The following is a 24,064-nucleotide window of genomic DNA, read 5'->3' as shown; positions in this document are numbered from 1 at the left end:
AACCATGCAACGCGCAGACGAAGCTGGAAAGGAATCGGCACCGGCTGGAGAACAATCGGCCTCCGGCGGAGCGGCGCCTAAGGATGGCTCTCTCGACGACGGTGGAAGCCGTTGCCCGAGCTGGCGGGCCGACCCCGAAAGCATCAGCAAACGGGCCGCTGAGAATTATGTCCAGCACGACATCACGCCGCCGTCACAGGCAACGGTGGAGAAAATCCGGTGCGAACCGCCCATCGCCAACGGCAATTACGGCTGCTTCGTCCATTTCAGCGACGGGTTGGTGATGAGAGTGATCGTGCGGGCGGCTGACATCGTGGTCGGGATGGGGCCGGGCCAAATTGCCACGGAAACTCCGCCGCCTGCGACCCCCTTGTGTTTTTACGATTACCACTGTCCGGATGGATTGTTGGTGCTGACGAAGCGTGAGTGTAAGAGCGCGAAGTCGTCGAAGCCGCACCCGCCTGGCGCACCGGTTGGCCCGCCGGCGGTCGCGCAGCGGAAGGCAGCCTCGCAGACGCCACAATCGGCAGGGTCCCTGTCGTCGGTCCAGAATGTCCTCGCGTCGCCGGGTCGTCCCTTAGATGCGTCGACGCGCGAGTTTTTCGCGTCACGCTTCGGCCACGATTTCGGTGACGTGCGGGTGCATGACGATGCGGCAGCAGCGGCGTCGGCGCGCGGGGTGCATGCCCTGGCCTACACGGTCGGCAAAAATGTGGTCTTCGGCTCGGGGCAGTACTCGCCCGGTACGAGTGCAGGCCGCCATCTGCTCGCGCATGAGCTCACCCACGTCATTCAGCAGGGTGGCCGACCTGCATCGACGATTCAGCGTCATAAGGACGACCTTGTCGGCTATACGGGCGGGCAAAGCGGCCGGGTGATTGTGCTCAATGCGGGCAATCCGACCTATGTCGCTCCGGCAGTCTCCGGTCACCCGGGGCATGGAGAAAATGAACCGAGCGTCGGACCCATTCCCACGGGAAGCTATGCAATTCAGCCGGGAGTGACGCGAGCGGTGGTGTCTTCGATTCAAGCGGGCGTCTGCGGAGCGGCTGGGATCGGAAGCGGATATCAGGAAATCACCAGCACCGATCCGAGTCCCTGTGAGGGCGCCCACTATTGCAACGTGCCATGCCCGACGGCAGACAACCCGGCGCAACAGTGTTACACGCCTCAGGATTGTTGGGGACCGAAGCGGATCAAGATCCAGGGGTCGAAGACGGTCGTCACACCGGAAGGCGTGCGAAAGCGACGGGACGGGTTTTATCTGCACGGTGGCAATCCGCACGACGCCGTCAGCAGCGGCTGCGTGAAGACTCTCGACAACAGTGTCTTTGCCGAGATTCGTAAATTAACGGGAGTGAAGGGCACCGTGCCGTTTTGCGTGGGGACAGCCTGTCCCAAAGACCTTGCAGGGAAGGGCACGATGTTTCAGGTTTCGCAGGCGGTGATTCGTGCAGTGGCTGCCGGAAGCGGAATGATTCTGCCCTAAAGGTTGCTTCGGGAAAGACGGCGATCGGATGATGCGTCGCACATGATGAGCTGAGAGGCGTGGCACCCATGACATCCTTTACCGGTTCCCCCAAACTCCTCAAGGGTGGCATTGTGCTGATCGATCCGGCCACCGCGCAGGTTCAACGGATCATCGCGCTTCAATACAACCCGGAGTCACTCAGCCGCAGCCTTCAAATACAGGGAGTGAGTGAGGGAGGAGATCGGTCCGAAGCGCTCCGGCTGAAGGGGCCAGCGGTGGAGACCATCAAGCTGGAGGCGGAAATCGACGCCACCGACGACATGGAAGCCGGAGACCGCACGGTTGGAGACGCCGGTATCTCTCCCCAGCTCGCAGCCCTCGAAACCCTGCTGTATCCCAGCACGGCACAATTGACCACGAACCATACGTTGTCCAGTCTGGGCACGCTCGAAATTCTTCCGATGGAGACCGCCTTGCCGCTGTTTGTCTTTGGGCAACACCGCGTCATTCCCGTGCGGTTGACCGATTTCAGTGTGACGGAGGAGGCATTCGATCCGAACCTCAATCCTATCCGCGCGAAGGTGAGCCTGGGCATGCGGGTGTTGTCCATCGACGATGTGGGATTTACGCATAAGGCAGGCAGCTTGTTCATGAGTTATCTGCAACAAAAGGAAGGGCTGCGCGCGAAGGCGCACAGCGGCACGTTGGGGGCGCTCGGACTGACGGGGATTCCGTGAATGGGTCTTAGCGTGGTGCAGGGCTGATGGCTGGAAGGGAGCGTCGTTCGTGAAGCGTGACGCGTCGCTCAGAAAAGCTGGAACGCGTCCTTCACGAAATACGAAATACGAAATACGACTCGGAGCTGATAGCTACTTGGAGTCCACAATGGCCGATCCACTACAGACACTATTGGACAGTGCGCTCAAACCCAATCCTTTCCCGCCGACGAGTCGGTACTACGGGGTGAAGACTACGTCGGTCGTCGGGAGTGACGGGACCATGGTGGTGCATTTGCGGCGGCGATTCGTGCCGGCGAGCGACCGGTTTACCGTCGTGCAGGAACATCGCGTGGTGGCCGGTGAGCGGCTGGACCATCTCGCCAGCACGTATCTTGGCGATCCGGAGCAATATTGGCGCTTGTGCGATGCGAACGATGCGGTCCGGCCGGACGCGTTGGTCGAACGGTTAGATATGGTGGTGCACATCGCATTGCCGGAAGGTGTCACGGGGGTTCCCGGTGCTTAAGGGTGTCCATCTGACAATGCTGGCGGGGCCGGTGGTCCCGTTTCCCGTTCCCCAGCCGGTGCTGGATGCGCTGACCGAGGTGCAGGTGACCAGCGCGACCGGCATGGCCGGCGGGTTTCAGTTGCAGTTCACGATTCAGAACAAGTCGCCTCTGCAGCAGGCATTCCTGGTTGCGGCGACGCGGACGCCGCTGATGCGCGTGATTCTGGTGGCGACCATCAATTTGATTCCCCACGTGCTGATGGACGGGGTCATCACCAACCAGGAAATCACCTCCGGCGACAAGCCGGGAGAGTCGACGCTGACGATCACCGGCGAGGATCTTACCAAGGTCATGGATCTGCAAGCGTTCGACGGATTGCCGTTCCCCGCCATGCCGGCCAATCTTCGCGTCACGACGATCCTGGCAAAGTATGCCGTCTTCGGCGTGATTCCGTTGGCCATCCCGCCGATCGGGTTTGATGTGCCGATCCCCACGATGCGGATTCCATCGCAGCAGGGCACAGATCTCAATTACATCCTTCAATTGGCGGAAGCTGCCGGCTATGTGTTCTACATCGATCCGGGTCCCGTGCCCGGCACGAACACGGCCTATTGGGGGCCGCAATTGAAGGTGGGCGTTCCACAACCGGCGCTCAATGTCGATATGGATTTCGATCGCAATGTGGAGTCGCTCGCTTTTCAGTTCAACTCGACGAAGAAGGACCTGCCCATCGTGATGATTCACAACGCGTTGACCAAGGTGCCTATTCCCATTCCGATTCCCGACATCAACCCGTTACAGCCGCCGTTGGGCCTGGTCGGTCCCCCGGTGACAAAACTGTCGATGCTGAAGGCCACGGGAAAACTGTCCGCGCCGGAGGCGCTCAACGAGGGGCTGAAGGCATCGAGCGAATCGATGGACGCGGTGACGGGGAGCGGGTCCCTCGATGTCGCGCGGTATGGGCGGCTCTTGACGGCGCGCGGCCTGGTCGGGGTGCGTGGCGCCGGGTTGGCTTTTGACGGTTTGTATTACGTGGACAGCGTGACGACGACGATCAAGCGCGGGAGTTGTAAACAAAGTTTTCGTCTCACGCGGAACGGATTGGTCTCTCTCACGCCGCTGGTGCCGGTATGAGCGACGCGCAAAAATACTACGGCAAGTATCGCGGCACGGTCTTAAACAATATCGATCCTATGCAGATGGGGAGGTTGCAGGTCCAGGTGCCGGATGTCGCCGGGTTGATTCCGACCTCGTGGGCCATGCCCTGTTTTCCCACGAGCGGCAAACAAATGGGCGCCTACATGCTGCCGCAAATCGGTGCGGGCGTCTGGGTCGAGTTCGAGCAGGGGAATATCGACTACCCGATCTGGAGCGGCTGTTGGTATGGCAGCGTCGCCGAAGTGCCGGTCCTGGCATTGGCCGGGATTCCGGCTAGCCCGAACATCGTCCTGCAGACGGGGGCACAGAATGCGATCGTGATCAGCGACGTACCGGGTCCAACAGGAGGGATCATGCTGAAGAGTGCGACCGGGGCCACGCTCATTGTGAACGACACGGGGATTTACATTCAAAACGGCAAGGGCGCGATGGTGACGTTGGTGGGGCCGGCGGTCACGATTAACAATGGCGCCCTCACAATCATCTAGCATGATGCTGAAAACGTCCGCCAGCGGCGTTCTCGTTGCGTTCAGGCCCTCAACGTACCGCAAGGGTACGCCTCGGGCCTTCACTGACTGCGGCCTTGCTGAACAGCCGTTTTGAGCATCATGCCGAAGGATTTGCCGCTTCTGGCTAGAAGCGAATCATCGTGGCGTTTGTGCAGACAGTTATATGCAAGCTGTGAACTATTCATGGAGGGCAAGCTGATGCCGGGATTCTTGCTTCACCTCGGGGCGACGGTCATGTGTGCGCATGCGGGGCAGGCGACGCCGGTGGCGCCGAATCCACGCGTCCTCGTCAGCGGGCAGCCGACGGTGGCCATGAACAGCCTCTTTGTCGTGGCTGGCTGCACGCTGCCGCCACCGACAGCTGCGAACGGCCCCTGCGTCACCGCGCAATACATCACGGCGGCCACCCGGGTGACGAGCAACGGCCTGCCGCTGTTGCTGATCGATAGTCAGGCGATCTGCGCACCCTCCGGCACGCCGCTGCTCGCGTCGGTTACCCAAACCCGGGTCATGGGGGTGTAACGATGGTACAGGTGGATTTTCCCTATCGGTTCGATGCGCGTGGCCGCACCGCCGGGGCAGACGACGCCGACCACATTCGCGACCTGATCGAGCAGGTGTTGTTCACCCATCCCGGTGAACGGGTCATGCGGCCGGATTTCGGCAGTGGGCTCCTGCAGTTGGTCTTCTCGCCCAACAGTGCGGTCCTGGCCGCGACTACCCAGGTTTTGGTGCAAAGCTCGTTGCAGCGCTGGCTGGGCGAATGGATCCTGGTGGAGTCGGTGCAGGTGGAGGCTGTGGATTCGACGTTGCGTGTCACAGTGCAGTATGTGATCAGGCAGACGGGTACCCGCGTCGTCGGAACCTTCGTGCAAGGAGGGGGCGCGTGAGATATTCCTGTTGCGATGCCTTGCGCCGTCAGGTCGTTCGCAATCATCCGACCCTGAACGGGATCGACTATCTCGAAGTCATCGATCACGCCGCGCCGACGGAGGCCGAGCGGCAACGAAAGCTCGAACTTCATTTTGTGAAACCTCTGGGTTCGTTGACGCTGACGACGAGCAACATCAGACTCGAAGGTGGAGAGCGCATCACCACGTTCCATGTGTTGTCCGTGCTCGTCGGCAGCGGATCGTCCGCCAACGTGCTGACCGTCGAAGTGGATCAGGCCGGAGACTTTTCGACCTACGTCCTGCGTCTGGTGACCGATGCCTTGAATGATGCGGCGCCTGCTGGAGTCGACCCGCAACTGGCCGCGATCGAATTTTCATTCAAGGTCGAATGCCCCAGCCCCTTCGATTGTGCGCCGCAACACATCTGCCCGGAGGTGCCGGCACCGGCGCCGGTGATCGATTATCTGGCCAAGGACTATGCGAGTTTCCGCCGCGTCATGCTCGACCGGATGTCGGCAGTGATGCCGCAATGGAAGGAGCGCAGTCCCGCCGATCTCGGGGTCATGTTGGTCGAGGTCTTGGCCTATACCGCTGATCAATTGAGTTACCAGCAGGATGCGGTCGCGACGGAAGCCTATCTGGGTACGGCGCGGCGCCGCATCTCTGTCCGACGCCACGCTCGTCTGATGGACTACTACATGAGTGAGGGTTGTAACGCGAGGACCTGGGTACATGTCCAGGTCTCTGCCGACGTGGTGCGGGTCGATCCGGCCAATCCGGCGATTCCCATCGGGACGAAGTTTACGACGCTCATTCCGGGGCAACAGGTCGCCATCGCCGACGATCCGCGAGCCTACGAACTGGCCGACATGCTGTTTGAAGCGATGGAGTCCCTACAGTCTCTCTATGCCGACCATAACGAGCTGCGGTTTTATAGTTGGAGTGATCAACGGTGTTGCCTGCCGAAGGGCTCAATCTCGGCCACTCTCGCCGGGCATCATCCGCAGCTGAAGCCGGGCACGATCCTTTTGTTCGAGGAAGTCCTGGGGCCGGAAACGGGGTCAGTCTCGGATGCCGATCCCACCAGACGTCATGTGGTGCGTCTCGATCGAGTCGTGGCAACGGCTTCAGGGGGCGGACCGCTCAGAGACCCGGTCACGAACCAGCTGATCACGGAAATCACGTGGCATCAAGAAGATGCTCTGCTGTTTCCATTCTGTCTCTCTGCAGCCACGAGCGCCGGCTATCGTGATGCTGTCAGCGTGGCGAGAGGCAACCTGGTCTTGGCGGATCATGGAGTGACGTTGGAAGGAGAGGAGTTGGGATCTGTGCCGGAGCCGTTCCTGTTCAGGCCCCGGTCGAAGGAAGCGGATCAATGCGCCCTGCTCACTCGTGAATCGATTGCACCGCGCTTCAGGCCGAGTCTGTCTCAAGGGCCGCTCACACATGCCGGGCCTGCCTACGACCATGCAAACTCGGCCCGGACTGCGCTGCAATGGGACTTGCGAGAGGCACAGCCGTCCATCAGCTTGACGGGAATCAAAGGCACAGAGACCACAACGTGGACGGCGCGGCGAGACCTCCTCAACAGCGGTGCGGAGGCGGATGAGTATGTCGTGGAGGTAGAGAATGACGGCAGTGGCACGATTCGCTTCGGGGACGACGTGCACGGTCGCCGGCCTGAGTCGGGTACGGTGTTCACCGCTCGGTATCGCGTGGGGAATGGCCGTGCGGGAAACATCGGGGGCGATTCGTTGGTCCACATCGCACTCGCCATTCCCGAAATCACCCTGGTACGTAATCCGTTGCCGGCCGTCGGCGGTCAGGATCCGGAATCGTTGCAGGACGTGCGTCAGCGAGCACCCGTGGCCTATCGCGTTCAGGAACGCGCCGTGACAGAACCCGACTATGCCGAGATCACCGAACGTCGAGCCGACGTGCAGCGGGCCGCCGCCACATTTCGCTGGACGGGGAGTTGGCACACGGTGTTTGTGACGGTCGATCGTGAAGGAGGCGCCGGTATCTCAGACGAATTCGAGACCGGCATTCGCGCGCATCTCGAGCGGTATCGCATGGCCGGTCATGATGTGGAGGTCGACGGCCCGCAGTTCGTGTCGTTGGAAATCGATCTGCATGTCTGTGTGCGGCCCGATCATTTCCGGAGCGATGTCGAAGGTGAACTGCTCGATGTCCTCAGCAACCGCGATCTGCCGGATGGAGGCCGTGGACTCTTCCATCCCGATCTCTGGACCTTCGGACAGCCGGTGTATCTCAGTGCGCTCTATGGGGCCGCCCATCAGGTCACGGGTGTCGAGTCGGTGGAAGTGCGGACGTTTCAGCGGCAGGGGGTGCCGGAGACGACAGGGCTGGATAGTGGACGGCTGAACATGGCTGCGCTGGAAATTCCCCGTTTGGACAATGATCGCAACTTCCCGGAGCATGGCCGGTTGACCATGACGTTGGGAGGGGGGAAATGAGTCAGGACGTTCGGAATGAATGCGGCTGCTGCGCCGGCATCGAGGCCGCCACTCCCGGCTTGCTCTTCAATCGACCCGGCCTTTCGGCGATCGCCTATCGCGTCGGGACCTACCAGACGTTTCGTCAGAGTCTCCATGCGCGGCTTTCCGACAGCCAGTGGCCGGTCTTGCGCGGGCTGCGAACACGCGCCGACGATGATTTCACCATCGCGCTGCTGGACGCCTGGGCCGTCACCGGCGACATCCTTACCTTTTATCAGGAACGCATCGCCAATGAAGCCTATCTGCGGACAGCCACGGAGCGGCTTTCCATCTTGGAGCAGTCGCGCCTGCTCGGGTATCAACTCGGCCCCGGCTTGGCTGCCGCCACGCATCTGGCTTTCACGCTGGAGGACAATCCCGGTCTGCCGGCACAGGCGACCCTGCCGATCACCTTGGCCGTCGGCACGAAAATTCAGACGGTTCCCGGGCCGGATGAGCAACCGCAGACCTTCGAGACGGTTGAGGCCATCGAAGCGAGGCCGGCGTGGAATGCGCTCCTGGCCCAGCAGACCGCCACGCAACCGCTGAGTTGGAACATGCCGGAGTTGTGGGTGGCCGGCGCGAACATCAGTCTGACTGTCGGGGAGGTGGTGTTGATTGTGGCGGAGAGCGGCAGTGGCTTTGAAGCCTCGATTCGCCGTGTGACCGGGGTGGTATCAGATCCTGATCGCCGCAGCACGAAGCTCTTGCTCGCAACGATATCCATCAGTGCAAAAACCATCGCGGCGACCAAGCCGGGGGTCTATGTCCTGCGAAGCCAGGCCTCGCCATTCGGGCACAATGCGCCATTACAGCCGCAGTACAACAGCAGCGGCGTGTTTCAGGGCACATTCAGCGAGTGGGCGCTGGACGCCGATGAGACGGTGACCTTCATCACCCTCAGCAGCCGCAACGACAAGATCCTGAAGGATAGTTTCGCCGTCGTCGAGCAAGACGATCCGGCGAACGGCACACGCATGTGGACCTTTGCCACCGTCACCGAGGTGGTCCATCGCTCGGTAGCCCGGTACGGCATTGCCGGGAATGGAACGAGGCTCAGTCTGAGCGCAGGCTGGACGAAGGGCGCTGACTCGAAGCTGGATCTGCTGCGCACCATGACGATCTCGGCTCAGAGCGAAGAACTCACCCCGGCCGCCTTGCCGCTGCTGTATCCGCTCTACGGCGAGAGGCTGGCATTCGATCAACTGGTGGACGGTCTGATGACGGGACGGCCACTTGCCGTGACCGGCGTTTGCCAGGCGGTTCGCCTGAAACATCCGGCGCCCGCCCCATTCAAGGGACACAAGGTACCGCTAGGCGGATCTCAACCACCGCCGGCTCTGGTCCTGGATGCTGGGGGCTCGGTCCTGCTGACACCGGGTGACCTACTGCACATGATCGGTGCTCCGGCAACCGTGGCGGGATCGTCGCTGCTCCCGTTGACGCCGGAGGAGTTCGGCGCGTCGCTGACTCAATCCGTCCCGCCGCTGTTGCGGTTGCCTTTGATGGATCGCGACGGCCACGCGGGGTTCTTGGATGTCAGCGCAGGGGACATCGAGCTCGTCGCGTCGGATCCCGCCACTGAAACGGTGTCGGAGATCGTCTTCATCGACGAGGCGATCGGGACCAGCATCATCCAGGATCGCGATCGGACGACTATTCAACTCGCCACGGCGCTGGCCAATGTGTACGAGCGCACCACGGTTCGCATCAATGCCAACGTGGCCGCCGCTACTCACGGCGAAAGCGTGAAGGAACCGTTAGGCAGCGGCGACGCGTCCACGACGTATCAGCAGTTCACCTTGCGTCAACCGCCTGTGACCTATGTCAGCGCTGATACGCCGGACGGTTCAGCCTCGACGCTGAAGGTCTACGTCAACGAAGTGTTGTGGGAGGAAGTCCCGTTTTTCTACGGGCATGGCCCCACCGAGCGTATTTACATCACGAGGCGGGACGACGAGGGACGCACCACAATCCGGTTCGGCGATGGCATCACGGGAGCGCGGTTGCCGACCGGCCAGAACAACGTGCGGGCCGAGTACCGTAAGGGCATCGGTCTTGGCGGACTCGCGCGGGCCGGGCAATTGAGTTTGCTGATGAGCCGACCGCTCGGGTTAACAGGTGTCGTCAATCCGGAAGCCGCGCAGGGAGCCGAAGATCCGGAGTCGAGGGACGACGCGCGCACGAACGCACCGATGACGGTGCTGACACTGGATCGCGCGGTGTCGTTGCAGGATTACGAAGACTTCGCCAGGACGTTCTCGGGCGTCGCCAAGGCTCAGGCCGTGTGGGTGTGGGATGGCCGCAAGCGGAGCATCTTCCTCACGGTCGCCGGACCGGCTGGGGAACTATTGGATGAAAGCGGCTCCGTCATCACGAAGTTGGAAGCGTCGCTGCGCACGTACGGTGATCCCTTCGTGGCGTTCACGATAAGGCCCTATCGGCAGGCCTGGTTCGAGATCGACGGCACGGTCACGATCGATCCGGACCATGTGACCGATGCCGTGATGGACGCGATCTCCGCCGACCTTGAGCAACGGTATGCCTTCGAGGCTAGAGCCTTTGGGCAGCCGGTTGCGCTGAGTGAGGTCATCGCCGCGATACAGGCGGTTCCCGGTGTCGTGGCGGTGGACCTGGACCGGTTCGCGCGCACAGGCCAGTCGCTGCCGGCGATTCAGCCGCGTCTGATTGCCGATCGTCCGGCCATGGGCGCGGATGGGGTGGTGCCCGCGGCGGAACTGCTGTTGCTCGAGCCCGCGTCATTGACTCAACTGAAGGCGGTCCAATGAATCCAGAAGCAGACAAGTTGTACCAGCTTCTTCCCGCGATCTACCGCATTCGTGATGCGGAACAGAACGGCGCGCTACGCGCCTTGTGCGAGGTGCTGGCCGAAGACATCGCCGTGCTGCGGGAAAGTCTCGATCAACTCTATGACGATCAGTTTATTGAAACCTGCGCCGACTGGGCGGCGCCGTACATCGGTGACTTGATCGGGTACAGGACATTACATGCCGTCACCGAGCGGACGCGCAGTGCCAGGGCCGAGGTGGCCAATACCATCGCCTATCGCCGCCGGAAAGGCACGGCGACTGTTCTCGAACAACTGGCCAGGGATGTCACGGGCTGGAATGCGCGAGTGGTGGAGTTCTTCCAGTGGCTGGAAACCAGCCAATACATGAACCACCTGCGCCCGACCAATCTTGCCACCGTCGACCTGCGGAATTGGGAGGCCTTGGAGCGACGGGACACAGCGTTTAATGCGATCGCGCATTCCGTCGACATGCGGCGTATTGAGACACAGCAGGGACGATACAACATTCCCAATATCGGGCTGTTCCTCTGGCGCTTGGACGCCTTTGCGGTGCGCCGCTCGCCCGCGTTCCGCGTCGACGACGAACGGTTTCTGTTCAGTCCCCTGGGGAACAACCAGCAGCTTTTTACCAGGCCGCAGGCGGAGACGGATATCACGCATCTGGCCGAACCATTGAATGTGCCGGAGCCGATCAGCCGCAGGGTATTGGACAAGTACCTTGCTCATTACTACGGCCCGCAGTTGAGCCTGTTGCTGGAGGCGGACAATGTGGACATGAGCGCGAGTCAGGTGCAGGTCTGCAACCTATCCGATGACGGCGCCACATGGGCGCATCTTCCGGTGAGCAAAGTCTCGATTGACCCGGTGCTGGGGCGAATCGCCGTTCCGCCTGGAACCCCGCCGGTCAATCTGCGTGTGACGTACCACTATGGGTTCAGCCTGCCGACCGGCGGGGGATCGTACGAGCGTGGGAAAACCTTTGCGCTCGGCGGCGGGTTTGCCTCGGTGACGCAGGGCCAGAGTCTCCAAGCGGAGTTGACCGCGTCTCAGGCCGGCGGCATCGTACAGATCGACGACAGCGGACGTTATGCGGAAATGTTGAGTGTGAACCTCCCTTCAGCCGCGAAGGTGGAGGTACGCGCCGCCAATGAGCATCGCCCGACGCTGGTGCTCAACGGCGACTGGACGATCACCCTGGCGCCGGGGGCCGAACTGACCTTGAACGGGCTGCTCATCACTGCCGGGCGGCTGCGCGTGATTGCAACGGGTGCCGTCGGGACTCGTATCCTGCGATTGCGCCATTGCACGCTGGTGCCGGGCCTGAGTCTGACGAGAGAGAGCGAACCGGTGTCGCCGGCCGCTCCGTCGTTGGTGATCGAGCGGGAGGGGACCACCGTCGAGATCGATCACTGCCTGCTAGGCGGCATCCGCGCTGTGGACGATACCGACATCTCGATGAGCAATACGCTCGTCGATGCGACCTCGCCGACCGGGGTGGCGTATGCGGCCCTCGACGCTCAGGGCCCGGGCGGGGGCTTGAGCACGGTGAATTGCACGCTGATGGGCAAGGTACACACGAAACGGCTGGACCTCGCCTCGAACACGATCTTCGCGGCGGCTCTCGCCGGCGGCGACAGTTGGAGTCATCCGGTCTGGTCGGAACAAAATCAGCAAGGCTGTTGCCGGTTTTCCTTCGTGCCGCTGAATTCGATTGTCCCCCGCCGGTTCCGCTGCCAGCCGGATTTGGCCGTGGAGGCGGCTCTGTTGGAAGCCGACCAGCCGAAGGGCAGCCTGACCGGTCCGCAAACACAGGCCATCACGCAGGCGACGCAGGCACGTGTCAGGCCGGCCTTCACCGCTCGCCGGTATGGTCAGGCCGCCTATGGGCAATTGGCGGGGCATTGTCCGAAGGAAATCAGTCGGGGAGCGGACGATGAATCTGAAATGGGTGTATTCCATGATGTGTTCGCTCCGCAGCGGGCGGACAATCTGAACATTCGATTGCAGGAGTATCTGAGGTTCGGGCTGGAGGCGGGCATCTTCTATTCGACGTAATCCTCCGGTCCTGGCTATGGCATTGAAACGAACGATCTATCAGGAGAGCGCACATGAGTGGCGATTACAGCCGGAAACGATTCAACCCTGAGAAGCTGTACCAGGCAGTATTGCGGCAGCAGGGGCGCGTGGACCTCGATGCCGATTGGAATGAGTATGTCGATCTGCAGGACCGCCGCTGGCGAGCCGAGACCATCGATGTCGTGGGACGCTGCGGCGTGCCGGCCGAGACGCCGGATGGATTCAAGATCGAGGTGAGCAGCGGGGAATTGACCGTCGGCCAGGGGCGGATGTACGTCGATGGGTACGTGGCTGAAAACCACGGAACGGCGCCGGCGCTCGATGCGACGATCGAAGAGCCGTACGGCACGGCGGCGCTGCCGGTGAAGAATCAGCCCTTTGGCGGGCCGGTGACGATTCCCGCTCAGGTGCGGTCGCTTGTCTACTTAGATGTGTGGCGCCGGGAAGTCACCTACCTGCAGGCGCTGGACCTCATCGAGTCGGCAGTGAACGTGGATACGACCACCAGAAATCAGACCGCCTGGCAGGTCAGAACACTGGGCGGCATTCCGGCGGAGGTGAATTGCGAGACCCCATTGGAGGATATTCCCGGTTGGCCGGCGGGGAACCGTCCGTCTTCGGCGCGGCTGACGACTACCACGGTCGCCGTCACCACGGAACCCGATCCCTGTCTCGTGCCGCCGACCGGCGGGTACCGCGGCCTGGAGAACCATCTGTATCGCGTCGAAGTCCATAGTGCGACGAACACGACCGCCAAGGTGAAATGGTCGCGTGAGAATGCCCATGTTGCGACCGCCCTCGTCGAGATCATGGCAGGCCGGACGACCGTACGCGTGGAAAGCCTGGGCCGCGACAATGTGCTGCGCTTCAAAACCGGAGACTGGGTGGAGTTCACGAGTGATGCGCGCGAGTTCGCCGGCCTGCCTGGTGAGATGCGCAAGGTGACGGTGGATGACACCAACAAGACGCTGACATTCAGCCCGGCCCTGCCGGTCGCCGATTTTCCCCAAGGGGTGGCTGATGCGACCAAACATGTGCGCGTGATCCGGTGGGATCAATCCGGGATCGTGCGCAAGCCAGACGGCTCGCAACTGGTGAACCTGGACCTGACGACCGACGGGTTGATCGAACTTTCTGCGGCAAATCCGAGCTTCGTGTTGGAGCACGGGGTGCAAGCCACCCTGACGGTCCAGGCGGGAGGGACGGCGCACAGCGGTGACTACTGGTGCTTTGCGGCCAGGACCGCGGATGCCGATATCGAGCGGCTCAATCTGGCGCCTCCGCTCGGGCTGTACCATCATTACTGCCACCTCGCGATCATCGAAGCCGACGGCGACATTCACGATTGCCGGACCGTGTTCCCTCCGCTCACGGAGCTCACGCCCGGCTGTTGCACGGTCGTGGTGCGTCCCGGTGAGGATATTCAAGCCGCGATCGATTCATTGCCGGAGGATGGCGGATGTGTCTGTCTCAAGGTCGGCGAACACAAAATTGAAGCGCCGATTCGGATCGAACAATCCAACGTGTCGTTGCACGGGGAAACGGTCGGCGCGCGCGTGGTGAGGAGGAATGGGACTGAGCTTCTGCACCTCGGGCATCCGGACGGGTTGTTGCTGGAGCACGTGACGGTCTCCGGGGTGTCATGGCTGCTGGAGAACAAGGGGCAGCAGGGGCAGGGCCTGCAGGCCATGGTGACGGTAGACCGTTGCCGCGATGCCACGATTGACCGGTGCCTCCTGCATGCGCAGGTGTTGAACCAGGTCGCCGGTGTCGTCATCAGCCGGAGCACCGATGTGCGCATGACGGGCGCTGTCGTCGACAACGTGCAGTATGGAGTCTGGACACTTGCCGATACGACCGGCTTGGTCGTTGCCGGTAACAGTTTCGATGCCGCGAATAAGCGCCAGAGCGACGGGGGGCTGGTTGCGCTTCTATTGCAGGACCTGTCCTTCCCAGCGCGCGTTGTAGACAATCGTATCCTGGGATTCGTGTTCGGCATTGTGCTCAACAACGGGCTCTTGACCGGTACGCCCTCTTCGCTGGCTGCCGGTTCCACCATTGCCGGGAACTACATCGTGCGGCTTGGCGTAGAAGTGGAGACTGCGACCATCAAGGCGTTCGGCATCGACGTGGCGGCCGATGGCTGCGTCATCAGCGACAATATCCTGCTCTACAATTCTCCCGAGTATGGAGGCATTACCGTCAGCGGGCGGAACACCGTGGTAGAACGCAATCAGCTCCGCTCCATGCTGAAAGAAGCCGGAGCGGTCCGCCCCATCGCGCTGCTATTGGCCAAACTTAGCGGGAACGGCAGTCTCGGATCTGTTGGGGGGAGGCTGTCGGGCAATCTTATCCTCGGGGTACAGGATGGGATTGTCGTGATCGGCAACGAGGGAGCCGAAGTCCTCGACAACAAGGTGGACAACGAGGGACAGGAGGTTCGGTTCGGCATTCTCGTGGCATTGTCGAGCCGAGTCCGGGTGCAAGGAAATCGCGTGACGAACACCGCCTGGCCTGTCGCGACCAGCGGCGGCACGGCGAACAGCCTTGTAGACAATAACCTGGTACGGGGTGGCGGCGGGATCACCGCGGTCTTTCATACCTCGCTCACGTGCAGCCAGAATCGCGTCGAAGACATGCGGCATTGGGGCATTCTGAGCCTGGTCGGGTTTGCCAAATGCGCCCTGACAGAGAACCGGGTGTTGAACTGCGGGTATCAGCAAGCCCCGTCGATCGGTATCGGAGCGTCTGTGCAACTCGGCGAATTGTGCGTGGAATCCTGTGAGGTGATGAACACCGGGGTGTCGCCGGACAATACGACGATCAGTGCGCTCTCCTGGGGCATCATTGCCGACTTGATGCTGGAGGCGCGGGTGCAGAGCAACCTGGTCACCTACGCCAACGCAGCCTTGTTGGATGCGAATCAGGAGCATCGCGCGCTGTGGATGCGCGGGTGGTTGGAACAGGTGATTAACTTCGGTGCGGGTCAGCTGGTGTTCGGATTCAGCGCGCAGATTCTCGACAATAAATTTCTCGGGCCTGGTCGCACGGCATTAGTGGAGGTGGCTCAGCAGAATGTGAGCGACAATCTGTTCCGCCGTTTCGAGCGGCTCTTCTTCAGCAACAATTTCTGCTGGCACGCCAGCGTGGCCGCCCAGGGGACCGCAACCGTGTCGCTCTCGGCCAGGAGCGCGATCGTGATGGGCAACCACATCAAGACGAATGTGCCGATCCCGTCCGTGGATTTCCACGGCATGAAGGATGCGGTGTATATGGGTAATCTGGCTCAGGCCAATCCGGTGAATTTCGGCGGCATTCCATCACCGGTTTCAGGATTTAATCGACCATAGGTATGCGCGGCTAAAGGAGAACAGAGATGGCAACCTTGAATCAGATGATGGCAGAACAGGCGAAAGTGATCGGCGAGGCCAGGGCTTCACTGGAAGCGGCATTCAAGAAGCCGCCGACCCAGGCTGCGGCGATTGCGGCAAGGGAGGCGACGGTGGCGGAATTGAAGACGCGGGTGGCCAACCTTGTGGAGGCGAAAGCCACGTTCACCCGCCAGATTGATCAACAGCTCGCCGGATACCAGGCGGAGATCACGGCATTGGAAAAATTGATCGAAGAAGACAAGAAACGCTTCGGTGATCAACCGGCGCCGACGCCCCCGCGGCCGATCAGGGGGAAGGGGCGTGGCAAGTAACGGCTACGGTCGCCTTGCTATGAGACGTCGATGGAGCGGGTCCCGCAGGCGAAAACAACGTCCGCGCAGAAACCAGGCGCGCCGACGCTGCGCCGGAGTGCATCGCTGTCCGGGCGTGCCGACGACAAATCTTCGCCAGGTGGGTCGGTAGACTCGGCCTCCATTTCCCCTCAATTCTTCCACCATCCGAACCGGTTCACAATCTATCCGCAGGGACCGGCTTCGACCGAAGCCGCAGTGAGTGCGCCAAGCCCGGTTCCCTACCGGGCCGGCATGGAGCGTGCCTTCGCGGCAGATTTGTCCGGTGTACGGGCCTATTGCGGCGTCTCCGCTCTCCTGGCAGACAGCGGTGCCCGTGCCGCCGCGTGGCCGGAAACCGTCGCCTTCGCGTCTGCCAACCCCACTCCGCCTGTTGTGGCGCACGAAGTGGCGCACATTCTGCAGTATCGTCAGACGGCGTCTCCTTCAATCGGTCGGGGCAAGGAGACAACTCACCGTGATGCGGCGGAGCAAGAGGCCAGTCGCGCCGCGGCAAGCTTCAAGGCCGGTGTGCCCATTCGCCTATTCGCCCGTCCGGCCGTGGCGCCGTTGTTCTACACTGATGAGGAAGACCTTGATTCAGAGGAATTTCTTGCGGAACGCCCGCCGCAGTTTGTGGGCCAGGAGGTGGGAACATGGGGCAATACCTGGCCGGTCAGTCTGGTCGCGCGAGAACGATTGCCCGGGAGTGTGCCCGCCACGCAGCGCAGCCATGCCATCGTGGAAGCCATTGCCCGGAAGGAGCCGATCGTGATTCTAAATGAATACGATCGCCTCTGGCTCTATCGGCTGGAATGGGAAGGACTCTCCGGCCGCTATTCTCGTTTCACCAACGCGGAAACGATCTTCCACGAGGGGACTGCGGAACGGGGAGACTATTCGGTGTCCAACGTCCAGGGGCGACCGGAAGTCGAGGCCTTCGTGACGGAGGACGGCGGTGTCCTGTCACCACCGGGTGCCGGCAAGTTGTTTTCCCACACCGGCGGAGAGTTTGAAGATCCGCTGGTGTCGACATTTCAGAATGCGTCGGCCTTCCTCGGCGGAATGCACAAGGGGTTGGAGGCCGCCAACTTCGAGGCCTTGTCGGTACAACTGCGCCGCATGGCGGCCCTCAATACGATCTTTCCGACCCCGTTTGCGATCGGCGCCGTTCGTGGCCTGGCCGACCAAATGCTCGGCTATGCGCAGTTGTTGAATCCCCGACAGTGGGCAGCCATCGAAGCGGCCGCGCGCGAAACGATCTTGATGCTGAACGACCCGGACGGGGAGGAACTGGCCACTGCGCTGGGCGAAGAGTTCGGACACACCCAGGCGGCGACCGTGAACACGTTAGTCGAGCAGAGCCTGCCGATTTTCGCCTACGAGGTCGGGAAATTGATTGGCCCGACGATCGTCGAGCTGCTGCTCGCTCTGGTCGGCATTGAAATCGGCCCGGTGGCCATGCTCCAAAAATCGCTGGCCGCCATGAAACAAGCGCCTCGAGTCGCAGGCCTCGTCCGCGACGTGGCCCTGGTCCTTCCTGATCTCCCCACTGGTGCCTCGAGGTCTTCGAAGCTCATTCCAGATAAGGCGCCGGTCGCTCATGCTCTCAGTGAGGCGCTTTCCCCGGAAGGCCTGCCGGCGCCTAGACCGGTGCCGCGCGGGCTTCCCGATTTATCATCGGAAGAGATGGCGCTCTTGGCGAAAACGGGACATCCGACGAAGTTCCCCGCTGACTTGCCGCCGGACTTGGCCGATCGAGAACTGGCTATCGTGAAACGTTCCCAAAAGGCGCCCATCAGCGGGGGGGATGGCAAATATGTCAACGAAGTGGACTTGGGTAATGGACATACCTGGAGAGAGCAGCCCAATGGCACCTGGTGCCGGTTCTCAGACCGCCCCACCAATTGCACCGTGCTGGTCCAAGAGCCGGGGCATCAGGCGCCTGGGACCGTGGTGGCGTTTGCCGCTCGAAAAAGCAGCCTGCGTGATGTCTATTTCAGTTGGGCGGAAAACCGAGCGGGCGCCAATGTCGAGGTGGCGTTGCTTCGGAGCAGAGGGACACCGGACTATCCGGAAGGGACCTATGTGGTAGTTGTGGGTGGGGCGGATGAGTTCATCTATCCGGGGGATACCAGCCAGCCGTGGATCATGGTTGCCCACAGCCATCCCGGTGCACCACGACAGCCTGGTTATGCGAATCCATCGGGCAAGGACATGCAAGTGAGCATGCGCGGAACGTGGGAGCAGACGGCGGGGAGAATCCAAAAATGGATCCATTCCCAAGCGCCGGATGGCACGTGGAGAGAAGTGGAATATGGGTTGGATCTGGATCGTGGACAATATTATGTGCAACCGAGCGGCGCAGAACCGATCTTCTTCGACGAGATCACTCCTGAAAACCTGCCGCGAGATGCCGCTCTCAGGTATTGGGAGCTAGAGAAGACCGGGATGGAGCGCGCACGGATCGATCTGATGATCGAACAGAATGGGATCGAGTTTTACCTTGGCTGGTATGCGCGGCAGTTCCGATTTGAGCAGTAGCGGCTGAAGGCATCCGTACAGGCCGCGGAGGGTGACATCGGCGGCTGATGATGATACGAAGGCTGCCGCCTCAATCACGGTCTGCCTTCGTTCCTCTGTTTGTCGTGCCGGGTTGTCCGGTGCGGGTGGAGCGATTGACCGGCGTCGTGTTGAAAGAGTATGGCGATGGTGCGTGGGAGGGCACGCACTGCGGCGATCATCCGCAGCGGCTTTGTGAGCGCCAGTCGACGCCGGGTTCGTTGAACGAAGAGGAATGGAATCCGGCACGGTGGAAAGCACCGGCCCTTCTCCCGGCTAGCAGGATGCGGAAAAAGTCCACCAGCGACGTTCTCGCATCGTTCAGCGGCTCAACGTACGACAAGAGTACGAGTCGCCGCTTCACTCGCTGCGGCCTTGCTGGATGGCCTTGTTGCGCATCCTGCGTACTATCCTGATACCAACACGCCACGTGAGCTGATCGCGGCGTAGCGTGCAAAAAATGAGTTTTTCCGCAGCTGGCTAGAAGTCGCGAGAACACGAATCGGGCAGAGGCGGGCGGCAGTCATGGACGAGTGACTGGGCATAGCACAATGGCCGGAGCGTGTTGGGATGGATGAAGGCCGTTTCCGTTATCCCATCGCGGCCCAGAGCTTTTGGGCATTCTCGCCGGTAAAGGTCATATCGTCTTGCGATGAGGAACTGCGCTCGAAATACAGGTGCAGTAAGCCTCCTCCGTAATGTGCTTCCCGAACCAGGTCGAGGTTGATCGCCACTTCACCGGCACGTTCTTCGTCCTTCACCTTCACAAATCGCATGGGGCTGCCTCCTCTGTATGGCAACGCCCGGTGTCCGGGCGCAGCTTCTGAAGAGGCAGCATACCTCATGTCGATAAAAAGTGAGAGCGAAGGCCGGAAATGCGTGTGCCGGCGCGGCGTGTGCGGCGACGCATCTCCCGGCGATCACAACAGGCCCTGCTCGATTTCGTGCAGATAGTGGAATTCAGGCGCGTTGACTCCCGCTTCGCGTCTGATCTCGATCAGCTCCGGCGACTCAAAAAAATGCCGGGCCTGGTCGAGCGACGTCCATTCTGAGAAATGGACGATACGGTTGGCGTCGGTGTCATGGCGCAACAGCTGGTATCTGATTTCTCCGGCCTGCTTTCGGATCCCTGCCGCGTGATCAAAAATCGTCTTCCATGCCGGATAGGCGTCGACTTCATGAATGATCAATACGTATGGCATGCGTCTCCTCGGTCCCGGTGACAGTGGTTGGGGTTCGTCTCCTTGCGGCGAGTCTATCTCACCGGCGACGGCAGCGCATCAGCGGCCCTGTCGCGCTGCAAATGCGATAGAAGTTTGTGCCGGACGGGTCTCTTGATACAGTGAGGTTGGAGGCCGCTGGATCATTATTTACCGTCACACCGTAAGGAGCTCGTATGGCAGACCTATTTGCACGACACCCACATACAGTCAAGGACACCATTGTGGCGGAGACGCTCTGCCCGCTGCATCAGCAGCCGGTAAAAGTCAGCTTCGAGATGAACGGCGTCCAGGGGAAGGTGACCGTCCGGGACCATTGCTCTATTCTGGAGATGGGCGAAACCTGCAATGAGGCCTGCCGCAGCAATCCTGAAATTCTCCATGCCGTTCACAAAAAGATGGAAGAGTTTAAGGAAGAGTCGGCGCGGGAAATTCCGATTATTTCCACGCCCTAGTGCCCGTCATGCGTCCGGGTCCGGCTGAAAGCCCCGCGGCCAGACGTCTCTCAGCCGCCTTCGCTTGTGACGCGAGGGCGGCAGTTTTCCCTCTCGTGCGCCTGTAATCCTCCGTTGCGCCTGATCCCGTCATCACTCGTCGCAAGCCTGTCTCGGCGCTCGTCTGCTTCTTTGTATGCTCTCGCGCGTAGGTGTAGCGATTGAAGGAGACTGTCCTGTCCGCCTGCCGATTCATCCCCACCTGTCGTCACCTTCATAGTCTGTTACAGGAATCGGCAACCTTGCATGAAGGAAGGCTTGAGATAGGTCCATGAGTTTAGGCATGATGCCGCAGCCGATGCGGGGGAATGACCCAAACCGAGGAGACACGTATGCCCGATCAGGTACAGGTGCAATGCACCCAAGCCCAGGTGTATCTCACCGAACTTATCAGGCAGTTTGAGGGGATTGAGAAACGGATCGAAGGCGGCGAAACGGTAACCCTGAACCTGACCGACCAGGGACGCACCCTTTCACTGGTGGTCAGTCGTGAGAAGGTCGTCGAAAGCGCCGCGCCGGCCAAAGCTCCCAAGACAGGCGCCGCTTCCACGCTGGCCGGCAATCATACGCTGGTCGCCGCGGTGACAAAAACGTTTGCCTTCGATCTTGGCGAGGCGCACCGCAATATTTCCTCTGCCGAGGTGCAGGCTCACCTCAAACATGCCGCGGACCGGATTGTAGTGGCTGGGGCGGATGCGCTACCCACGCTGCCCATTCCGGTCCTCACTCACGATGGACGCCTGTGGGTCGTGGCTGAAGATTGCCGCTATGTTGCGTTGGATGGCTGCATCATTACGGCGAAGCGCGGGTTTCAGAGCGACCTGGCCAGTATCCCGCGTCTGTTCTGGGCCATCATCGCCTCGTTTGAGCTTTCGCTGGTCGCCCCGATCATGCATGATCTGATCTATCGATCCGGAGGGCTGGTGATCCTTCCGGAGGGTGAAGTGACGCCAGCCGGCAGGGTGTTCAATCGAAAAGAGGCCGATGACCTGTTTCTGGAATTGATGACGAGGTCGAAGATCGCCTATTGGAAACGGAACGTGGCGTATCTGGCTGTTCGAGCGTTCGGTCAGTCATCCTGGCGTGAGGGCTAGCCGGTGGGCCCTGAGCCCAGGACTGGCGACATCCGTTCCGGCTATTCGATGTGGCGCGGTCACGATTGTTACTTCACGAACGGCTGCCCGGATTTCTGCCACTCGTCAAGGCTCATAACGACAGCTGTCGTCTGCGTCAATCCCAACTCTGCGAGGGATTGCGCCGCGAGAGACGCACGGTTCCCGCTTTGGCACTGGAGGTAGAGGGGTTTTGCCATCTGCAGCGAGGCAGGAGCCCCGACATGCTTCCAAATCTGGAACTCGAATACGCCTCGGGGAATGTTCACGGCGCCGGGCGCGTGACCAGCGGCGTATTCGTGCGGCTCGCGCACATCGATGATGAGGGCCTCGCCGGGACCGTCCACAACCTTCCGATAGTCTTCCATCCCGATCGTTTTGATGTGCTGTTGCGCAGCGTGAATTTTCTGCATGACGGCAGGAGGAAGGGTTTCCGCGAAGGCTCCAGTCGAGAACGGCAACAGGACCGTGGCGCAAGTGAGCAGAGTGAAGATGGTCAAACGATGCATGGTGTGATCCTGTTCATGGTCAGAACGCGGTGAAAGGGAGCATGGTCCTGGGGCCTGACTCTAGTCGAATACTCTACGCCACCGGTGAGAAAGGCTCAAGGTACGGATCGCGAGACGAAATCGACCAGTCATCAGCACACGACCAGTGCGGATGGAATGAAGATCTGGCGTTTCCGCACAGTGCGTGGTGAGCGAAACTGCACATTCTCTCAAGCGAAACGGAAGAGTGATACGAAGGCGCAGGCGTCTTGGCCTGCAATCACCACAAGCCGGCGTCGCCTGCGGGGATGAGGTGGGTGGCATGCGATGTGCTGATGGATGTGCTGATGATGGACAGGAGAACGTTGCGCGAAGGCTTGTGGAGGACATGGTCATGAAAGCATTGACGCTCGGTCTGTGCCTGGCAGTGCTGGTGCCAGCAGTCGGCGAGGCACGATGCCGAACCATCGGCGAGAGTGCCAGCTTGGGCAGCGAGTACGGGACGTTTCCACTCTATCCGGCGGAACGCATGGTTGCGGCAGGGCGGAAACGCGACAGCGTCGCGCTCCAGTGGGTCGGGTATGGTATCGGGCTGCCGCTGTTTGTGGTGGCGATGCCGTTTGCGATGGTCGGAGCGGTTGCTGGTGCCGTCGCCCATCCGTGGACGACGTGCCAGGAGATCGAGAGGCGTCACGAGTCGCCAGAAGACCGCCTCTCATGGGTAAAAATGTAAATTCGTTTGAGCGCTATCTTGTGTGGAGGCGAGTCGTTTTGTTCCTGTTGGGGACGGCTGTTCCGTCCGTGGCTCTCGACTGACTGCGGAATCTTGCCGGTGGCAGGCCGAACTCTCGTTTAAACGCACGATTAAAAGAGGGTTCGGACTCATAGCCGACCTCGCCCGCCACCTCCGCCACGCTCTTGGAGGTCGACGCAAACTGCTGTGCCGCCAGTTGCAGCCGCCAGCGTGTGAGGTATCCGATGGGGGTCTCCGACAAATAGTGTCGAAAGCGTTCCGCGAGGACAGAGCGGGACAGACCCACCTCATTGGCCAGCGTGGCGATTGTCCAGGGACTGGCTGGGTCTCGATGCAGGCACGCCAGGGCTTTTCCCACGTCCGGGTCGCGCAACCCGGCCAGCCAGCCGGTCTGGGTGGCGGGTAATTGCGCCACATATCGCCGTAACGCTTCAACGAACAACACCTCGGACAGTTTCGCCAGCACCGCCATCCCGCCGGGGTTAGCCGCCTCGGCCTGTTCCACCGAATAGCGGAGCGAATCCTCCAACCAGCGTCCTGACGGTTCGTCGCGAATGTGGAGCTTCATCAGCGCTGGCAGTCCCGCAAGGAATACCTGACTCAGGTGCCGCTCGCAGGTCAGGTACCCGCAGATCAACTTCGTCATCTCGCCGCCGCCGCCGTATTGAGACAACATGCGGCCCTCGGCCAACACCCGTTGCAGTTGCGTAGAACTGTCGACCGGTTTCACCGGCGGGCCGTTTCCCATCACATGCGCATTGCCATGGGGAACAATGACGAGGTCTCCCGCGACTAGGGACAGGGGGCGCGCCTCACCCTCGATGCGAGCATGGCCGCGTCCTTCGGTCAGGAGATGAAAAATGATCACATGCTTCGAGGCAGCGGAGAGATACGAAGCCATTGTGTCCGCATCCGGTTCGCGCATACACCAGGGCGCGGAGAATTCTCCGTGGAAGAACACGGCGCCGTCGAGCGTTACGGCCTTCAACACTTCGGACAGGACATCCATGGAATAGACGCTCGCCATGAGCCACGTCCCGGCTAACCGGCCCGGACGCCGGGATAAGG

At 61.2% G+C, this 24,064-nt stretch carries 20 protein-coding genes and 1 pseudogene; 17 read left to right on the top strand and 4 right to left on the bottom strand.

Annotated features, from left to right (window positions below; translation table 11 throughout):
• Positions 1 to 322: 322 nt before the first annotated feature.
• The 14 genes and pseudogenes from GDA65_12530 (at position 323) to GDA65_12465 (ending at position 19,344) form a co-directional block, all read left to right on the top strand.
• Positions 323 to 1,489: a DUF4157 domain-containing protein gene (locus GDA65_12530; GenBank protein MBA5863520.1), complete on the top strand. Its 1,167-nt coding sequence runs from the start codon at positions 323 to 325 to the stop codon at positions 1,487 to 1,489.
• Positions 1,490 to 1,557: 68 nt separating this feature from the next.
• The gene (locus GDA65_12525) at positions 1,558 to 2,208 is read left to right on the top strand and encodes a hypothetical protein (GenBank protein MBA5863519.1); all 651 of its coding nucleotides are present in this window, start codon (positions 1,558 to 1,560) and stop codon (positions 2,206 to 2,208) included.
• A gap of 148 nt (positions 2,209 to 2,356) precedes the next feature.
• Positions 2,357 to 2,716, top strand: a complete 360-nt coding sequence (locus tag GDA65_12520) for a LysM domain-containing protein (GenBank protein ID MBA5863518.1) — start codon at positions 2,357 to 2,359, stop codon at positions 2,714 to 2,716.
• The gene (locus GDA65_12515; GenBank protein ID MBA5863517.1) at positions 2,709 to 3,833 is read left to right on the top strand and encodes a hypothetical protein; all 1,125 of its coding nucleotides are present in this window, start codon (positions 2,709 to 2,711) and stop codon (positions 3,831 to 3,833) included. The genes GDA65_12520 and GDA65_12515 overlap by 8 nt, the downstream gene beginning before the upstream one ends.
• Complete coding sequence (locus GDA65_12510) at positions 3,830 to 4,345, top strand: baseplate assembly protein (protein ID MBA5863516.1); 516 nt, start codon at positions 3,830 to 3,832, stop codon at positions 4,343 to 4,345. The genes GDA65_12515 and GDA65_12510 overlap by 4 nt, the downstream gene beginning before the upstream one ends.
• Positions 4,346 to 4,564: 219 nt before the next feature.
• Positions 4,565 to 4,888, top strand: coding sequence for a hypothetical protein (locus GDA65_12505; protein MBA5863515.1), 324 nt, complete (start codon positions 4,565 to 4,567; stop codon positions 4,886 to 4,888).
• 2 nt (positions 4,889 to 4,890) lie between these two features.
• Positions 4,891 to 5,214: pseudogene (locus tag GDA65_12500) on the top strand (hypothetical protein).
• Complete coding sequence (locus tag GDA65_12495; protein ID MBA5863514.1) at positions 5,130 to 7,736, top strand: putative baseplate assembly protein; 2,607 nt, start codon at positions 5,130 to 5,132, stop codon at positions 7,734 to 7,736. The pseudogene GDA65_12500 and the gene GDA65_12495 overlap by 85 nt, the downstream one beginning before the upstream one ends.
• On the top strand, positions 7,733 to 10,546 hold the full coding sequence (locus GDA65_12490) for a putative baseplate assembly protein (protein ID MBA5863513.1): 2,814 nt from the start codon (positions 7,733 to 7,735) through the stop codon (positions 10,544 to 10,546). The genes GDA65_12495 and GDA65_12490 overlap by 4 nt, the downstream gene beginning before the upstream one ends.
• Positions 10,543 to 12,624, top strand: a complete 2,082-nt coding sequence (locus GDA65_12485) for a hypothetical protein (GenBank protein MBA5863512.1) — start codon at positions 10,543 to 10,545, stop codon at positions 12,622 to 12,624. The genes GDA65_12490 and GDA65_12485 overlap by 4 nt, the downstream gene beginning before the upstream one ends.
• Before the next feature lie 53 nt (positions 12,625 to 12,677).
• Positions 12,678 to 15,995 (top strand): hypothetical protein, encoded by a 3,318-nt coding sequence (locus tag GDA65_12480; protein ID MBA5863511.1) that lies wholly within the window; start codon positions 12,678 to 12,680, stop codon positions 15,993 to 15,995.
• 26 nt (positions 15,996 to 16,021) lie between these two features.
• Complete coding sequence (locus GDA65_12475; protein MBA5863510.1) at positions 16,022 to 16,348, top strand: hypothetical protein; 327 nt, start codon at positions 16,022 to 16,024, stop codon at positions 16,346 to 16,348.
• A gap of 30 nt (positions 16,349 to 16,378) precedes the next feature.
• Positions 16,379 to 18,910 carry a DUF4157 domain-containing protein gene (locus GDA65_12470; GenBank protein MBA5863509.1) on the top strand — a complete coding sequence of 844 codons (2,532 nt, stop codon included), beginning with the start codon at positions 16,379 to 16,381 and terminating at the stop codon, positions 18,908 to 18,910.
• Positions 18,911 to 18,957: 47 nt separating this feature from the next.
• Complete coding sequence (locus tag GDA65_12465; protein MBA5863508.1) at positions 18,958 to 19,344, top strand: hypothetical protein; 387 nt, start codon at positions 18,958 to 18,960, stop codon at positions 19,342 to 19,344.
• Positions 19,345 to 19,518: 174 nt separating this feature from the next.
• Here the strand turns inward: GDA65_12465 and GDA65_12460 are convergent, their stop codons facing one another.
• Both GDA65_12460 and GDA65_12455 read right to left on the bottom strand, forming a co-directional pair.
• Positions 19,519 to 19,704 carry a hypothetical protein gene (locus tag GDA65_12460; GenBank protein ID MBA5863507.1) on the bottom strand — a complete coding sequence of 62 codons (186 nt, stop codon included), beginning with the start codon at positions 19,702 to 19,704 and terminating at the stop codon, positions 19,519 to 19,521.
• A 144-nt stretch (positions 19,705 to 19,848) separates the two neighbouring features.
• Complete coding sequence (locus GDA65_12455; protein MBA5863506.1) at positions 19,849 to 20,130, bottom strand: antibiotic biosynthesis monooxygenase; 282 nt, start codon at positions 20,128 to 20,130, stop codon at positions 19,849 to 19,851.
• 194 nt (positions 20,131 to 20,324) lie between these two features.
• Between GDA65_12455 and GDA65_12450 the strand changes: the two genes are divergently transcribed.
• Together GDA65_12450 and GDA65_12445 are read left to right on the top strand one after the other, a co-directional pair.
• Positions 20,325 to 20,603: a hypothetical protein gene (locus tag GDA65_12450; GenBank protein MBA5863505.1), complete on the top strand. Its 279-nt coding sequence runs from the start codon at positions 20,325 to 20,327 to the stop codon at positions 20,601 to 20,603.
• 347 nt (positions 20,604 to 20,950) lie between these two features.
• Entirely contained in the window at positions 20,951 to 21,736 is a 786-nt protein-coding gene (locus GDA65_12445) for a DUF1353 domain-containing protein (protein MBA5863504.1), read from the top strand.
• A 68-nt stretch (positions 21,737 to 21,804) separates the two neighbouring features.
• On the opposite strand, the gene GDA65_12440 is transcribed toward GDA65_12445, so the two are convergent.
• Positions 21,805 to 22,263: a rhodanese-like domain-containing protein gene (locus GDA65_12440; GenBank protein MBA5863503.1), complete on the bottom strand. Its 459-nt coding sequence runs from the start codon at positions 22,261 to 22,263 to the stop codon at positions 21,805 to 21,807.
• Positions 22,264 to 22,636: 373 nt separating this feature from the next.
• On the opposite strand from GDA65_12440, the gene GDA65_12435 reads away from it, so the two are divergent.
• On the top strand, positions 22,637 to 22,975 hold the full coding sequence (locus GDA65_12435) for a hypothetical protein (protein MBA5863502.1): 339 nt from the start codon (positions 22,637 to 22,639) through the stop codon (positions 22,973 to 22,975).
• 13 nt (positions 22,976 to 22,988) lie between these two features.
• On the opposite strand, the gene GDA65_12430 is transcribed toward GDA65_12435, so the two are convergent.
• Positions 22,989 to 24,005, bottom strand: coding sequence for a helix-turn-helix domain-containing protein (locus tag GDA65_12430; protein MBA5863501.1), 1,017 nt, complete (start codon positions 24,003 to 24,005; stop codon positions 22,989 to 22,991).
• Positions 24,006 to 24,064: the final 59 nt, after the last annotated feature.

The sequence above is a fragment of the Nitrospira sp. CR1.1 genome, assembly GCA_014055465.1.
Classification (GTDB): domain Bacteria; phylum Nitrospirota; class Nitrospiria; order Nitrospirales; family Nitrospiraceae; genus Nitrospira_A.
The sequence above is the reverse complement of the archived record's forward strand: the minus strand, read 5'-3'. Positions and strand labels throughout refer to the sequence as shown.

Excerpts from the sequence above, each read along its gene's own strand:
- GDA65_12530 (MBA5863520.1), top strand. The coding sequence starts at position 323 with ATGGGGCCGGGCCAAATTGCCACGGAAACTCCGCCGCCTGCGACCCCC.
- GDA65_12525 (MBA5863519.1), top strand. The coding sequence starts at position 1,558 with ATGACATCCTTTACCGGTTCCCCCAAACTCCTCAAGGGTGGCATTGTG.
- GDA65_12520 (MBA5863518.1), top strand. The coding sequence starts at position 2,357 with ATGGCCGATCCACTACAGACACTATTGGACAGTGCGCTCAAACCCAAT.
- GDA65_12510 (MBA5863516.1), top strand. The coding sequence starts at position 3,830 with ATGAGCGACGCGCAAAAATACTACGGCAAGTATCGCGGCACGGTCTTA.
- GDA65_12505 (MBA5863515.1), top strand. The coding sequence starts at position 4,565 with ATGCCGGGATTCTTGCTTCACCTCGGGGCGACGGTCATGTGTGCGCAT.
- GDA65_12495 (MBA5863514.1), top strand. The coding sequence starts at position 5,130 with ATGGATCCTGGTGGAGTCGGTGCAGGTGGAGGCTGTGGATTCGACGTT.
- GDA65_12490 (MBA5863513.1), top strand. The coding sequence starts at position 7,733 with ATGAGTCAGGACGTTCGGAATGAATGCGGCTGCTGCGCCGGCATCGAG.
- GDA65_12485 (MBA5863512.1), top strand. The coding sequence starts at position 10,543 with ATGAATCCAGAAGCAGACAAGTTGTACCAGCTTCTTCCCGCGATCTAC.
- GDA65_12480 (MBA5863511.1), top strand. The coding sequence starts at position 12,678 with ATGAGTGGCGATTACAGCCGGAAACGATTCAACCCTGAGAAGCTGTAC.
- GDA65_12475 (MBA5863510.1), top strand. The coding sequence starts at position 16,022 with ATGGCAACCTTGAATCAGATGATGGCAGAACAGGCGAAAGTGATCGGC.
- GDA65_12470 (MBA5863509.1), top strand. The coding sequence starts at position 16,379 with ATGGAGCGGGTCCCGCAGGCGAAAACAACGTCCGCGCAGAAACCAGGC.
- GDA65_12465 (MBA5863508.1), top strand. The coding sequence starts at position 18,958 with ATGATGATACGAAGGCTGCCGCCTCAATCACGGTCTGCCTTCGTTCCT.
- GDA65_12460 (MBA5863507.1), bottom strand. The coding sequence starts at position 19,704 with ATGCGATTTGTGAAGGTGAAGGACGAAGAACGTGCCGGTGAAGTGGCG.
- GDA65_12455 (MBA5863506.1), bottom strand. The coding sequence starts at position 20,130 with ATGCCATACGTATTGATCATTCATGAAGTCGACGCCTATCCGGCATGG.
- GDA65_12450 (MBA5863505.1), top strand. The coding sequence starts at position 20,325 with ATGGCAGACCTATTTGCACGACACCCACATACAGTCAAGGACACCATT.
- GDA65_12445 (MBA5863504.1), top strand. The coding sequence starts at position 20,951 with ATGACCCAAACCGAGGAGACACGTATGCCCGATCAGGTACAGGTGCAA.
- GDA65_12440 (MBA5863503.1), bottom strand. The coding sequence starts at position 22,263 with ATGCATCGTTTGACCATCTTCACTCTGCTCACTTGCGCCACGGTCCTG.
- GDA65_12435 (MBA5863502.1), top strand. The coding sequence starts at position 22,637 with ATGAAAGCATTGACGCTCGGTCTGTGCCTGGCAGTGCTGGTGCCAGCA.
- GDA65_12430 (MBA5863501.1), bottom strand. The coding sequence starts at position 24,005 with ATGGATGTCCTGTCCGAAGTGTTGAAGGCCGTAACGCTCGACGGCGCC.